General features: G+C 45.5%; 9 protein-coding genes. 6 read left to right on the top strand and 3 right to left on the bottom strand.

Going from position 1 to position 13978, the window contains the following annotated elements; genetic code table 11:
- Nucleotides 1–154: 154 nt before the first annotated feature.
- Nucleotides 155–1258: a Gfo/Idh/MocA family protein gene (locus BEL04_RS02275; RefSeq protein ID WP_066003358.1), complete on the bottom strand. Its 1104-nt coding sequence runs from the start codon at nt 1256–1258 to the stop codon at nt 155–157.
- Nucleotides 1259–1468: 210 nt separating this feature from the next.
- Here BEL04_RS02275 and BEL04_RS02270 point away from each other — a divergent pair, with 210 nt between their 5' ends.
- Complete coding sequence (locus BEL04_RS02270; RefSeq protein ID WP_065999750.1) at nt 1469–4411, top strand: endopygalactorunase; 2943 nt, start codon at nt 1469–1471, stop codon at nt 4409–4411.
- An 8-nt stretch (nt 4412–4419) separates the two neighbouring features.
- Here BEL04_RS02270 and BEL04_RS02265 read toward each other — a convergent pair whose 3' ends face one another.
- Nucleotides 4420–6411 (bottom strand): alpha-L-arabinofuranosidase C-terminal domain-containing protein, encoded by a 1992-nt coding sequence (locus BEL04_RS02265; RefSeq protein ID WP_065999748.1) that lies wholly within the window; start codon nt 6409–6411, stop codon nt 4420–4422.
- A 300-nt stretch (nt 6412–6711) separates the two neighbouring features.
- On the opposite strand from BEL04_RS02265, the gene BEL04_RS02260 reads away from it, so the two are divergent.
- From BEL04_RS02260 to BEL04_RS02250, 3 genes are all read left to right on the top strand, one after another.
- Complete coding sequence (locus BEL04_RS02260) at nt 6712–8457, top strand: alpha-keto acid decarboxylase family protein (RefSeq protein ID WP_065999747.1); 1746 nt, start codon at nt 6712–6714, stop codon at nt 8455–8457.
- 28 nt (nt 8458–8485) lie between these two features.
- The gene (locus BEL04_RS02255; RefSeq protein WP_065999746.1) at nt 8486–10474 is read left to right on the top strand and encodes a hypothetical protein; all 1989 of its coding nucleotides are present in this window, start codon (nt 8486–8488) and stop codon (nt 10472–10474) included.
- A 152-nt stretch (nt 10475–10626) separates the two neighbouring features.
- On the top strand, nt 10627–11391 hold the full coding sequence (locus tag BEL04_RS02250) for a DUF4157 domain-containing protein (RefSeq protein ID WP_217493595.1): 765 nt from the start codon (nt 10627–10629) through the stop codon (nt 11389–11391).
- 6 nt (nt 11392–11397) lie between these two features.
- On the opposite strand, the gene BEL04_RS02245 is transcribed toward BEL04_RS02250, so the two are convergent.
- On the bottom strand, nt 11398–11997 hold the full coding sequence (locus BEL04_RS02245; protein ID WP_065999745.1) for a trans-aconitate 2-methyltransferase: 600 nt from the start codon (nt 11995–11997) through the stop codon (nt 11398–11400).
- Nucleotides 11998–12087: 90 nt separating this feature from the next.
- On the opposite strand from BEL04_RS02245, the gene BEL04_RS24490 reads away from it, so the two are divergent.
- Entirely contained in the window at nt 12088–13308 is a 1221-nt protein-coding gene (locus tag BEL04_RS24490) for a DUF4157 domain-containing protein (RefSeq protein WP_217493594.1), read from the top strand.
- A gap of 10 nt (nt 13309–13318) precedes the next feature.
- The gene (locus tag BEL04_RS02235; RefSeq protein ID WP_065999742.1) at nt 13319–13963 is read left to right on the top strand and encodes a DUF2625 family protein; all 645 of its coding nucleotides are present in this window, start codon (nt 13319–13321) and stop codon (nt 13961–13963) included.
- Nucleotides 13964–13978 lie beyond the last annotated feature (15 nt).

Below are 13978 nucleotides of genomic sequence, written 5' to 3'. Positions count from 1 at the left end.
ACTTGGTCAGCTCATTGATCATCCATCAGGGAGATTGATCAACAAAGCAATAATTGGTTAAGCAAATACAGCATAATTTTATTTAGGTTAATTCAGTGATATTTACATTTTATTAAGCCAGGTTGTTATAAATACCGCTGTACCACCCTTACCGTTATACATTTACCAGTTCCCGTTTGCCGCTCTGCGCTGCCTTATAAATAGCCTCGATGATAGCCAGATCGCGCCTGCCTAATTCGCCGGGAACGATGCTTTCGGTATTGTTCAATACACATTGGGCAAAATTATCCATCTGCAGCGCCTGTTGAAATGGCGGCGTGAAACTAAGCGGCCCGCGGCTGGTCTCTACCACCATTCCGCGATAGGTAAAAGCATGCTCTTTAAACTCAATCCAGCCTTTTGCTCCCTCGGCCTTAAAATGATCGGCGCTGTGCCGGTAACTGGTAAAGGCGGTGCATTCGGCGCCATCGGCAAAATGCATTGTCCAGTTCATACCCTCCTCAACATCGCTAAAAATATCGGGGCGCGTTTTGGGTATTTCGCTCGCTGTCACCGACACCGGCGCTACGCCATTTGCCGCCATACAGGCGCCGTGTATAATATATACTCCCAGGTCCATAATGGGCCCTCCGCCCGCAAGCTTCTTATCCGCCCGCCAAACTTTGGTATTCATCACAAAACCCCGATCACCGCTCATCTTGGTAAATGTACCGAAGTCTTTATCCCGGGCCAGTCGCATTAATTCCCGGTGATAAGGATCGAAATGCAGGCGATATCCAACAGATAGTTTAACGCCGGCCTTTTTACAAGCCTTGATCATCGCGTCGCATTCTGCCACGGTATTAGCCATAGGTTTTTCGCAGATCACGTGCTTGCCTGCCTTTGCCGCGGCAATAACATGTTGTGCATGCAGGCCGTTGGGCGTAACCACGTATACAATATCGATATCCGGGTTATGGGCAAGTTCTGCCATCGTATCATAACTGTAAATATTACTTTCGGGGAAACCATGATCTTTTGCCCATTGCTGCCCCTTGGCCTTATCGCCTGTTACTACTCCTCTTAATTTGCAAAACTGTGTTTGCTTAAGCGCAGGCCCCAATTGCCCGGTACTGTATTTACCCAGGCCAACTAATGCCACGCCTAATTGCTTTTGCGGGTTCCCGAAAGCTGTTAACGATGGATAAGTAAGCAGCGCGGCAGTACCAATACTTAATTGCCCAATAAATGATCGGCGCGAGACAAAGTCGTTTTTCATATCCGGAATATTTTTATGTCGGTTTATGCGATTGAAATTAGCCAATTTAAAAATTGACCGTATAGGGTTTGTCATTAAATGTCAATATCAATGAATAGTATGCCAATTCCGCATCAGACAGGCATCATATTTAGATGAAATTTTACATCGGACAGGTATCACCCGTCTGCCTTAAAATATTATTATATCATTTTGTTCCCGAATATTATCATGAAAAAAGTATCTGGCTTTATTCTTTTATTGCTGACCTGCACCTGCGTAATGGCTCAAAGAGCTTCGACGTTGAAGCTGGGCACACAAATAACCTACGGCAAAAACGCTACAAATATTGCCCGTATAACTAACGACACGATAGTAGTTATAACCGGCAGTACTTACCGGTATACCGTTGATACGCCCGAGGACCAGGGATTGGTGTCGACAAAAACCGACGTAAAACAATTGCCTTTGCAGCTTGCATCGGCAGATGGTGTTGCTCAAAAATATACAGTTACAGATAAAAACGGATCTATTAAAACTGATGGCGATCTGCTGGATGGCGACCGGCTTACTGTTACAACTCAGGATGGTTCGGCTGCAAGAACTTATTATATAGTGATAAAGCCAATGGCGCTTAGTGGTAAATTAATATTATCTCAATCATTCTTTACGGTTAATACCAATCATACTTTAGCTCTCTATTTTACAGCAGGCCAGCGCAGCCCAGATGCCGGTGTTAAGATATTTTTACCCGATGGCATTAATGCTACAATGGATAATACCACTGTAAATGTTATCGGCCGTGGCGACGTTAAATTAAGCGGACTGGCTACGCAATCTATCGGTCGCGCGGGTACCAAATACTCATACCATAAAGTTGGTGATGCAGAAATCAAAAAACTACCCAATGGCGGCTCGATGATCACATTCAGCCACCTCGATTTCAGGCCGGCAAACGGCGCAGATTTAAAAGTTGTCATTCACGATGTAAATCTTAAAAAAACAGGTTCGTACTTATTCAGGGCACAGTACACTACATCTGCGCCCGAAAAGTTATCCAGTGCAGGTACAGGCACAGAAACCGCGTCGCTAACGGTAACGCAACATGTTTCTGACTTTGAAAGAGTAGCTAACCGGCCGTTACAATACAAAGAAACGCCCGACCTATATACCAAAGCCACATTTAAATGGGGAACGGGCATTCAAAATGTGCAGATATTGCAGTCCTTGGATAAAGGAAAAACCTGGTCTGCCACGCAGGCATATGTCGACACCAAAACATCAACAGCAACCGTTTCGGGCTTAAAACCAAACCAGCTTTACACTTTTAAGCTCAATGTTAAATCGGGTTCTAACAAAGGTTTTTCAAATACAGCTCTGTTTTATTCAGGCAAGATGGATGTAAAGGCTTTTGGTGTTAACGGCAATGGCACCGATGATAATACAGCAGGTATCAATCAAGCCATCGCCTATCTTAACCAGATCGGCGGCGGCACTTTGCTATTCTCAAAGGGGACTTATATGGTTCGCACGATTCATTTGATGAGCAATGTGTATTTGTATGTAGAACAGGATGCCAGCATTAACGCTCTAAAAGGGGGTGATGCGCCCGAAACGACCTGGTTCAGCGACAGGAAGTATCGCTCAGGCTTATCGCCTACCGATGCCGGCCCTTACGCCGATCCGGAAAACTACATGACCAAGCAGGATGTTGGCCACCACTACTTTAACAACGCAATGTTTTTTGGCGAACGGTTGGATAATATCAAGATCATCGGTAATGGCACTATTACGGGCAATGCCAACCTGGTAAACGGCGATGGCGTAATGAAAAACACCCCGGATAACCGTTGCGACAAAATGTTCAGCCTCAAGCTGTGCACCAATATCGAGATCGGCGGTATTTACCATAAAGAAGACCTTTGGTACGATGAAGCTAAGAACGAGCCTTATTACATCGGCCCAAAAGGTGCAAAAATTGAAGATGCGGAGCACATGCTGAAGATTGACCGTACCGGGCATTTCGCTTTATTAGCGACAGGGACAGACAATATCAATGTGCATGATACCTACTTCAGCAAAGAGCATCAGACCAACGTGCGCGATGTTTACGATTTTATGGAGTGTAACAACGTTACCGTTACCAATATTTTTTCGCGCGTTAGCAGCGATGATGTGATTAAACCAGGGTCAGATTGCTCTTTGGGCTTTACACGCCCAGTAAAAAACTATATGGTGCGCAATGTTATCGGCGATACCAATTGCAACCTGGTGCAGATCGGCTCCGAAACCGCCGACGATATCATGCAGGTTTACGTGGATAATATCTATATCCTTGGTGCCAACAAAGCCGGTTTTTCCATCTCTACAAACGACGGCGCGCACGTAAAAGATGTTTACCTGAATAGCGGCCGTACAGGGCCAATCCGCTACCGGTCGAAAATGTACCGAGCCACTGCGCCGTTTTTTATATCCATATCAAACCGGGGTCGCATCATTGGTGCCGAAGCGGGCAGATATAACTTTACCGAGGATGGTAAAAAGCATGATGAGTTATTGATTAAAAATGTCGACATCGGCCAGGTTGAAAACATCAACCTCAAAGGGATCGACGTTTACGAAGTATACGGCGGCAGCGCTTACAACGGCAAAAAATGGAAACCTTATGATGGTACACAGCGCAAGGCCACAGCTATTGTAGCAGGTTATAAACTACCCGATGCTGCCGATGTAACCGGTGGGCTGGACTTTAAACTGCCAAACGGCAAGCATACCGGCTATATTAACAACGTTACTTTTAACGATGTCAATATCCTGGTTAAAGGAGGTAACGCTGCAGCAGATACTTTGGCCAACCCAGGCGAATTGGGTGTTGGGCAATACAACGTGGCCGACTTAAAGTTAGAACCATCCTACGGTATTTGGGCACGTCATGTAAAAGGCCTGGAGATCACCAACAGCACTTTTAACTACGAGAAGCGCGATAGCAGGTACCCTTTATTTCTGGACGATGTTAATGGTACGAAAATTAGCGGTGTAAAAATGGTCAAGCCGCAAGATAACAATACCCTGATCGGACTTAAAAACGCAAGTGGGTTAACTATCAAAAACACCCTATATTACAAGGACAATTGGGGTAATGCACCCACAACTGTCCCTGATGTTGGTAAATAAGTACTTCTTTATTTGGTATCGATCTGCAAAATATTGATGGAGTATGGAGCCAAGGTCCGGCTGAAAGTCTGCCCCAGGCCTTTGATAGTAGTTGTTACGGGTACTATTTTTTGAGGTTCGGTAATGCTGTTGGTATCTTCGGGTTTATCGGCTTTCAATTCAATCAGTGTACCATTGGCATTCACATTTCCGGCGCCTTTCAATTCGATATCGACAGCCTGGGCGGTACCAAGTGTATTTACTATTTTAATATAAATTTTGCCCGTTTTACTATCTTTAGTTGCTACATAAAACATGGCAGGGATAGCTTTTGGGGTTTTGCCTGCTGCCGAATCGCGCCCGCTTAGTTTTTGCATTTTGGCCGGGATGTTTTCGGAACTGATCGCTATCACCTTATCTCCCTTATTTTCATTAAATATTTTTTGCGCATAGTACGATGGCGAACCATAACTGCTCAGGGCATTGTACCCTATCAGGTCCGATTTCCATTGCATGCCGCCCGGGTTAACGTTCACAAACAATGGCGCATAGCACGACATTATTACAATATCCGAATTACGCTCCATACCGGTCATCCATGCGGCATCGCCCAAAGCGGCGTTAAAGTTAGGCGTTGGCGAACCTTCGCGCGTGGCCCACTCCCCTACAAATATTTTTGGCCCTTTGCGGTCGTAATCATCATAATGGCTGGCATCGCTTTCCATTTCGGATGCGTTACGGTAATAATGTTCATCAATCACATCGGGTTTCCGTAATGTTATCGGGAACCTCGATCCCAGCCCATCGCGACCGCCAATGGTCGATATCAATTGCAAGTTGGGGTACTTAGCTTTTATCGCATCGTAAAATTGTGCAAAACGCCCATCATAACTTCCCGAAACATCAAAACCGTCCTCGTTACCTATCTCGATATATTTTAAATTGAAGGGTTTAGGGTGCCCGTTTTGCGCACGCACTGCTCCCCATTTGGTATTTACATCACCGGTAACGTATTCTATTTCTTCTAATGCTTCATCAACAAAAGGTTTTAACAGCGGGCCGGCTTCTAAATAATCGCGGTTCAATGTGTAGCCAGCAAATACCGCCAGCACCGGGTCCATATGCAAGTCCTCGCACCACTCCAGGTATTCGAGCAAGCCCATCCCGTCCGACGAACGGTAGCTCCAGGTACCCATGTGCCCGGGGCGCTTATCCAGGCTGCCTAAAGTTTTCTTCCAGTTAAACCGTGTCGAAAACATCTGCCCTTCGAGGTAATTACCGCCAGGCAGGCGTAAAAAAGCGGGTTTCATATCAGCAAGCAGTTGCATAATATCAATGCGGTTGCCATTTGCTGTACCATGATAAGTTGGCGGGAACAACGATACGAGGTTAAACCAGTACGATCCGGCTTTGCCGGCCGATATCACCAACCGTGCGTCGGCTGTCGGCTTAACATCTTTAGCAGTGGTTAAACTGTATTTATATTGCTGCCATTGATCGTTAACACCGGCTACCTGTGCCGTGGCATAAACAGTTTTGCCATCGGTACTTTCCAGGCTGATGGTTAACGTGCCGCCTGTTGCATCTGTCCGGGCATAAAAGCTGCCATGATAAGTAGTTGCCGGCTTTACGGGTATCCCCCAATAACCATCGTTGGCTATGCCCGTTCTTGCTCCCGCCTGTTCAATGTCCAATCGCAAACAGGTTGTCAATGCCTCATTAATATGATGCTTATTATCCAAAGCAATCGATGCTTTGCTATCGCCGGATTGTACCAGCGCCCAATGGTCGGGTGCCTTAGGATTATCCTTAAAAATGCGATTACGGATCAGTTCGGCGTACAATCCCCCATCGTACGAATAATTGATCTCTTCAGTCATCAGCCCGTACAGTGCCGGGCTTACTTTCGCCGGTGTGTTATCTAATTGCAGGGTTAGTTTAGTCTGGCTTTGCGCCGATAGGCCTGCCATACACAGGCCAAATAAAATAGCTGCGCTTAAACGCGTGTTTTTTACAGTCATTATTTGATTGGTTTATTTTGAAATTGGCTTTAATTGTCAATTCTACAATTTAAAAATCAAATAAGCAAATCCCAATCGCAGCCATGATAAATATATCTTTGAGAAAATCTTACCTGGATGTAAAAAATACCATTATCTAAAACGTTGCAGATTGGCTTAGCACTAATGTGAGATTATTGGTTCAATGAAGTAAACATCTCTACAGGAAGAACTTTTGCACAATAAATATTATTTTAATAATATAAATATAACATTATTGTTATTATATTTAGTCCACCTAAAAATCAACTACTTATTGCAATGACGAATCAGCCTTTTACGGTTGCCGATTACCTGTTAACACGGTTAAAGCAACTCAATGTTACCGAAGTTTTCCAGATCCCGGGCGATTATGTGAAGCATTTCACCCAAACACTCGAAACTTTTGAAGGTGTAAACGCCATAGGCTGCGCCAACGAACTCGATGCCGGCTACGCTGCCGATGCCTATGGCCGTACCCGCGGATTGGCAGCTATGTCGCTTCAATACGGCGTAAGCACCTACAGCGCGCTCAACGCAGTCGCAGGCGCATATGTCGAGTGTAGCCCGATTGTGGTGATCAGCGCTACGCCCGGCAGCGATGCCCGTAATATCACCAATATGTACGACGTGCTTTATCACCACTCGACAGGCAATTTACAGGCCGATGAAGAGATTTATAAGCATGTAACCGTTGGCGCCATCACCCTAAGAACATCGGTAGGTGCAGCCGAAAAGATAGACAACCTGATCGTGGCCGCGTTAACACACAGTCGCCCGGTTTACATTGCCTGTTACAAAGAGGTCTGGGCCGAGCCCTGCCCTAAGCCATCCAACATTCCGTTAAAACCGGTCATCATCAAAAGCGAACCATTGGCTTTGCAAAATGCTTTAACGCAGGCATGGTCGCAAATTACACAGGCTCAAAATCCTTTAATATTTGCCGGCGTCGAAGTACTGCGCCACGGCCTTGCTCCTCTGTTACAACAAATAATTGATGCCAGCGGATTTTTATATACCACAACCACCCTGGGTAAAACCGTGCTGGACGAAGGCGGTGACAAATTCATCGGCACATATGCAGATGCTGCATCGATAGACAGTGTGGTGCAGACGGTAGCCAAATCTGACTGTTTTTTAACGCTCGGCACCATCATGACCGATGATTACCTGTTCTTCATCGAAAACCAATACCCTAACGTGGTATTAGCCAATACCGAGCAGGTCCGCGCCGGTTATTATTTATACGAAGGTGTTACCATGCGCGATTTTATGGAAGGCTTACTGCATCTGTTTAAAACATCCAAACCAAGCACCACTCCGCCTACCGTACCTGTCTATCCCCTTAAAACGGCAGCGCCGCTGCAACCGGCTTATCCCAACCCATGGAAGGAAAACTCCGACGCGCAATGGGATAAATACCCCGAAGTCATCACCTATAACCGTTTCTTCCAGCACACCATGAAGTTTTTAGCGGACCACGACCTGTTGAAAGATATCATCATGACCTATGGTGTAAGTAGTTCACTCTATGTTGCCACCAATGCTTACGGTTTAAAACAAAACAGCTTTATCTCCTCGGCCGCATGGCAATGTATCGGTTTTGAAACCGGGGCCGCTATGGGTGCGCAGATGGGCAGCGGCAAACGCGCCTGGACAGTGGCCGGCGACGGTGGTTTTATGATGGTCTGCCAATCGCTGTCTACGCTTGCGCGGAATAAATTGAATGCCGTGATCTTCGTGATGAGCAACCAGGTTTACGCCATTGAACAGGTGTATGTGGATATTACAGCATTTGAGCCCGGCCCTGAGCATAAATTCGACGCGTTCGATATTCTGCCCAAATGGGATTACCTGGCCCTGGCCAAAGCATTTAATGCCGACGGTCACCGCGTCACCACGATAACGCAACTGGAATCTTTGCTTCAAACGCTGGCTCATACTGTCGACAAACCTACGTTGGTTGAAGTGGTGATCCCTCAAAAAGATCTACCCGGCCAGATGTACCGGCTCGGAACTATGCCTTAAATCTTAAAACCTGTCATAAACTAAAAACATGAAGAAAACTTATTCCATTTTTGGAGCCGGCGCCGCCGGCCTTTATACAGCGTGGCGCTTGCTAAACGGCGAACCCACAAGCGAAAAGGGCAAGGTTAAACAGCTGGTAGCCGGCGATGTGCTCGAATTATATGATTGGGGCAATTACGACTTTTTAGGCACTACCGACAAAACCCGCCCGGCAGGTGCCCGCGTTTGTACCTGGCACTATCAAAACAAAAGCACCAATTCGTACCTCGAAGTAGGCGGCATGCGCTATTCCGACTGGGATGGCACACCCAACGGTCAGGGTCATCGCCTGGTGACAACGGTGATTAAAGATCTGGACCTCGACCAGTATTCGATCCAGTTTAACGAGTCGGACCTGCCTTTGTATTATCTGCGCCACAAACACATGTATCTTAACCAGATAAATACAAATAACCCTGCGCCGTATAAGGTTGTTAACGACGGGCAGTATTATCCGCCCGATAATGGCTTCTCGGTTGTTGGTAACCTTGCCGTAACGCCTGCCTACCCTGCTACCCGTAACGATTGGTATAATTTTTACCGCGACGGCGCTATTAAAGTAGATATGCCGGCATCGTCGGTATTTAAAAAAGGCGATAAGGTTAAAAACATCGGTTACTGGAATTTGATGTTCGATCAGTTAGGATCTGAAGGCTTCAACTATACAGCCGATGGTAACGGTTACACATCTAACGTCATTAACTGGAACTCGGCGGTGGCCATGCAGGCCAACAATGAGTTCACGCCTGGCAATCAGTACAAAACGTTAACCCATGGCTACTCGAGCATGTTTAATGCCTTGTTTGATGCGATAGTAAAGCTGGCTAAAGAAAAAAACGTCCATTTTGAATATCATCCTAATACCCGCCTGCACTCTATTTTGCAGATCGACGGTAAAGTGCGTTACACCCTTGCCACAAGAGAAAATCCGAACAAAAAATCAGCCTCAAAGACTACTGATGCTGCGTGGATGGCTATGCCCCGCGCCGCTATCGATCTCGTGGCCCAGGCGACACGTTACGAGGATCATGCCGGCGTAGATGTGCTTAATCATCGCAAAGTAGCCCTGTACCTCGAATCGGCAGTACTGCAGCCATCCTATAAAGTCGGGATGTTTTTTAGCGAGCCCTGGTGGCTGGATAAAGCCAAATACCCGGCCCCGATCCGTTTGTATACCATTACTACCAGCGTCATCACCGCTCTGGAAGGTACTGTTATGGCGCCATACCTGTATCAAATGAGCCAGGATATTACGGTAATGAATCAGCCTTTTTATACCGCACAGCTCATGTTCAACGCGGTGCAAAACTCAGTTGGTGCCCAACTTACTCCCAAACAGAAAGAGGTGCTTACTGCTGCAGCAGTATTGCCCAACACCATTGGCCCAAGCGTAACCGATATGCCTATACGCCAGGTAGTGTACTTTGGCAATAACGCGCTGGATAAAACCGGCACGCCTGTTTACGGCATTTTAGCCAGCTATGATGATGAGCAATACACCAGTTTTTGGGAAGAATTGGAATACGGTACAGAATCGGAAGAAAAAATACCTTTTTCAGGGAATTATCAACCGTTAGACGGCCCACGCAAGGCCAAACCGGTAATGGTAAACATGCTGCGCCAGCAATTAGCTGCCCTGCACTTTGGCCCCGATGCCGATTACCATACCGTGCCCGAACCGCTGGAAACCCGGTATATGGATTGGTCGTTGCCGCCGTTTAATGCAGGCTACCACGCTTATGCGGCGCATTACGATGTATGCGACGTGCAACGCAAAATCCGCAAGCCGTCGCAGTTGATACCCGGCGCCGATGCCAACATCTTTATCGTTGGCGAGGCTTATTCGAACGATCAGGCCTGGGTTGAGGGCGCATATTGCACTGCCGAATCTGTACTGAACGACTTTTTTGATATTAAACCCATCATTAATAATATCGATTATCCGTTTATTGCTCCTCCACTGCCCGGAGAAGAGTAAAAAAGATTATAAATCATCGTGTAAATAGCTGCTATGTGTCACCAATGGTCACGTAGCAGCTTTTGTTATCAACAGATATTTGATCAAAACTTGCAGATATCAGGATATAATGATAGCTTTATATAATATACTTCTTTTCAATCTTTAAGTATATGCAAAGCATCTTCGCAGAAAAGAATAAAAACGGTTCATCAAACGCTGCTGCCAATCAAAGCAGTGGCATAGTGCAGGGCAAAAGTATGTCGGCAGTTGGTGTGCTGCAAAAAAAAGGACCGGAAGAAGAGTTACCTGCTCAAGGTAAATTTGTTACGCAACTGAAAGGGCCTGAAGAAGAATTACCTGCTCAAGGCAAATTTGTCGCACAGCTAAAAGGGCCTGAAGAAGAGCTGCCTGCTCAAGGCAAGTTCGTTACCCAGTTAAAAGGTCCCGAAGAAGAGTTGCCAATGCAAGGTAAATTCGTTACGCAATTAAAAGGGCCTGAAGAAGAACTACCTGCTCAAGGTAAATTCGTTACACAACTCAAAGGACCGGAAGAAGAATTACCTGCTCAAGGTAAATTCGTTACCCAGCTAAAAAAAAACAATACAGGGTTGCCCGATAATTTAAAATCGGGCGTCGAAAACCTCTCGGGGATGTCGATGGACCACGTAAAAGTACACTATAACTCGCCGCAGCCCGCCCAGTTAAATGCTCACGCTTACGCACAAGGTTCGGATATTCACGTAGCATCCGGCCAGGAAAAGCATCTGCCGCATGAAGCATGGCACGTAGTGCAACAAATGCAGGGACGTGTGCAACCTACCATGCAAATGAAAGAGAGTGTACCCATAAACGATGACAAAGGTTTAGAAACCGAAGCCGATGTGATGGGCGCCAAGGCTATGCAGATGAAAGTCTACAATGCAGCGAGGTACTAAATACCACTATTTATACATCCAGATCGTAAAATCGTCGGCAGCGTAACTGTTATTCAGAATCACGTTCGGCGATAATTTTTGACAGTATTTTACTATCGCATTCATATCATAAGCTACCAATAACCCCATAGGCGCAATATCGCTGAGCAGGTTAAAGCCGAATGCTATATTACAGGTTTTGAACAGTTTATCAATAATGCGGTAAATAAATCCAGGTTCGTTATTAAAATAGTTCAGGCTGCCGCTGGCAAACACATAGTCGGCCCGCGGCAAAATTGCGTTGCTAAAATCGCCGTATAAAAAAGTGGTATCAGGCAGATGCCCGTAACGTTCGATAGCGATAGTCAGAAACTCCTGCATGTTATCGATACCGGTATAAGTAATATCAGGATATCTTGCCCCAAGATAATCACGTAGGTCGCCATAACCGCACCCCACATCCAATACCGAATGCCCGGTCATATCGCCAATATCCGCCAGCGCATCAAACCGTAAACGCTGGCTATTGTTGTCACGCCAGCCTAAACTTCGGGTATCCCCATTGCCATGCTCCTTAATACACGCCTGATTAAAACGGTAAATATTTGCCCAGTCTATCAAACCCATATTTTTTCACTTAAGTTGCTTAATACAATTTATATTGTTGCCACTATTAAATTATTTTAATATGTTTAAATAGTGTAACCATAAATCGCTATGGAAAACATATCTGCCGCAAAACAAACACAAAATACATCAAAAGCTATTGCTAACCAAAGCAATACCACGCGGGGTAAAAGTATGCCGGCTGTACCTGTATTACAAGAAAAATCTCAATTAACAGCAGAAGAATTACCCGAGCAAAAAGAATTCGCTCCTAAGCAAAATGCATACAAAATGCAGTCCCCGCCTTCCGTCCAACAACATAAAGCCGACTTACAACCTTTTACTGCAAACAAAACATTGCAAAAGAAAGATGATGACGGTGCTTTAAGCGCGCCAACCAGGTTTGTACCTATTCAAAAAAAGGAAAACAAAACCGGCCTGCCCGACAATTTAAAATCCGGAATTGAAAATCTCTCGGGAGTTGATATCTCTGATGTAAAAGTGCATTATAACTCTGCTAAACCGGCACAGTTGCACGCACACGCTTATGCACAAGGTTCCGATATTCATATCGCCTCGGGACAAGAAAGGCACCTCCCTCACGAAGCCTGGCATGTTGTACAACAAAAACAAGGCAGGGTAAAACCGACATTACAAATGAAAGGCGGCATAAATGTAAACGAGGATATGGGCTTGGAACAGGAAGCGGATATTATGGGTGCCAAAGCGCTCGGTTTTTCCGAACCCGTCAACGTTGATTCAAAAAATGGCGATAGTCATTCTTCATCCGGTGTTGTTCAGCATAAGGTTTTGCAAAAGAAAAGTCTGGCCGAACTTATAGAAGAAAGCCCTTTGGAAGCGCAGGTTCTGGCGTTTGAAGAAAGAGAACGTGAGGAAAAAGAAACGGCCCAACTGAAAAAAGATGATGGGAGCATACAGGCAAAGACCATTCAAAGAAAGAGAGTTTCTGATGGTGCTATTTTAGGATCTATTAATTCATCCGTATACCCCGAAAGTGTGCAACATATCACCGATGCGATTAACTCGGGACAACCAAGCAGAGTTACCATAAACAGGCCCACTGCATCCTCAAACCGCAGAAAATCTTTGCGAGGGATACCGACTATCTCAGGAACCGACAGAGATGAGTATCCTATGGCCGTTATGTCTGAAGGTGGCACAGGAGCGAGCGTAAGGCATATCGATCCTTCTGATAACCGTGGCGCCGGATCTTCGATCGGGCACATTTTCAGGCAAGGCGCTCCGGATGGCACAACTGTTGATGTTCTGGTATTACCGCAAATGGACGGCTCAACAACTATTCAACTTTAAAAAATAAATTATGAGCGAAAAAAATATTAATGAAACCTGGGATCAAATTCAGAGCTGGGTGAATACCGCAAAATCATCACAACGACAAATCGAAATTCTTCATACTCATCCCCATTCTGCGACAGAAGTGTTTCAAAAAACGGGCATTAATGAATCAAGTTATTTAGGAATAGTTATTACCCATACAGGGGGTATTTTGGTAGATAGCGGCTGGTTGCGCATACTGGGTTCGGGTAGCGAAAAGTTGCCAAGAAGTATTGAATCATGGAATTTTCCGGGTACAGGTAAGCAACAACGTATGCCCCAGGCTATACTCTTTGCAGATGATGTACTCGGTGGTTTTTTTGCCATTAATAATGGAGCTTTTAATACCCCCCTTGGCGAAGTATATTATTTTGCCCCTGATACCTTAGAATGGGAAGGTTTGGATGTTTCTTTCGACAATTTTTTAAAATGGGTTTGCACAGATCAATTCGAAGAGTTCTATTCTGCATTCAGATTCGACAACTGGCAAACCGAGATCAAATCAGTTTCTGCGGAGCAATTTTTATCTATTTACCCGCCACTATGGTCAGATGATGTTCCAATCGGCGAGCGTTCAAAAAAAGCAATATCAATTGAAGAAGCCTGGCAACAAACCAAGGGTGATAAATAACCGCTAACATTCCGG

The sequence above is a fragment of the Mucilaginibacter sp. PPCGB 2223 genome (genome assembly GCF_001705515.1).
GTDB lineage: Bacteria > Bacteroidota > Bacteroidia > Sphingobacteriales > Sphingobacteriaceae > Mucilaginibacter.
Note: the sequence above shows the minus strand (reverse complement) of the source record. Positions and strands in the feature narration are given on the sequence as shown.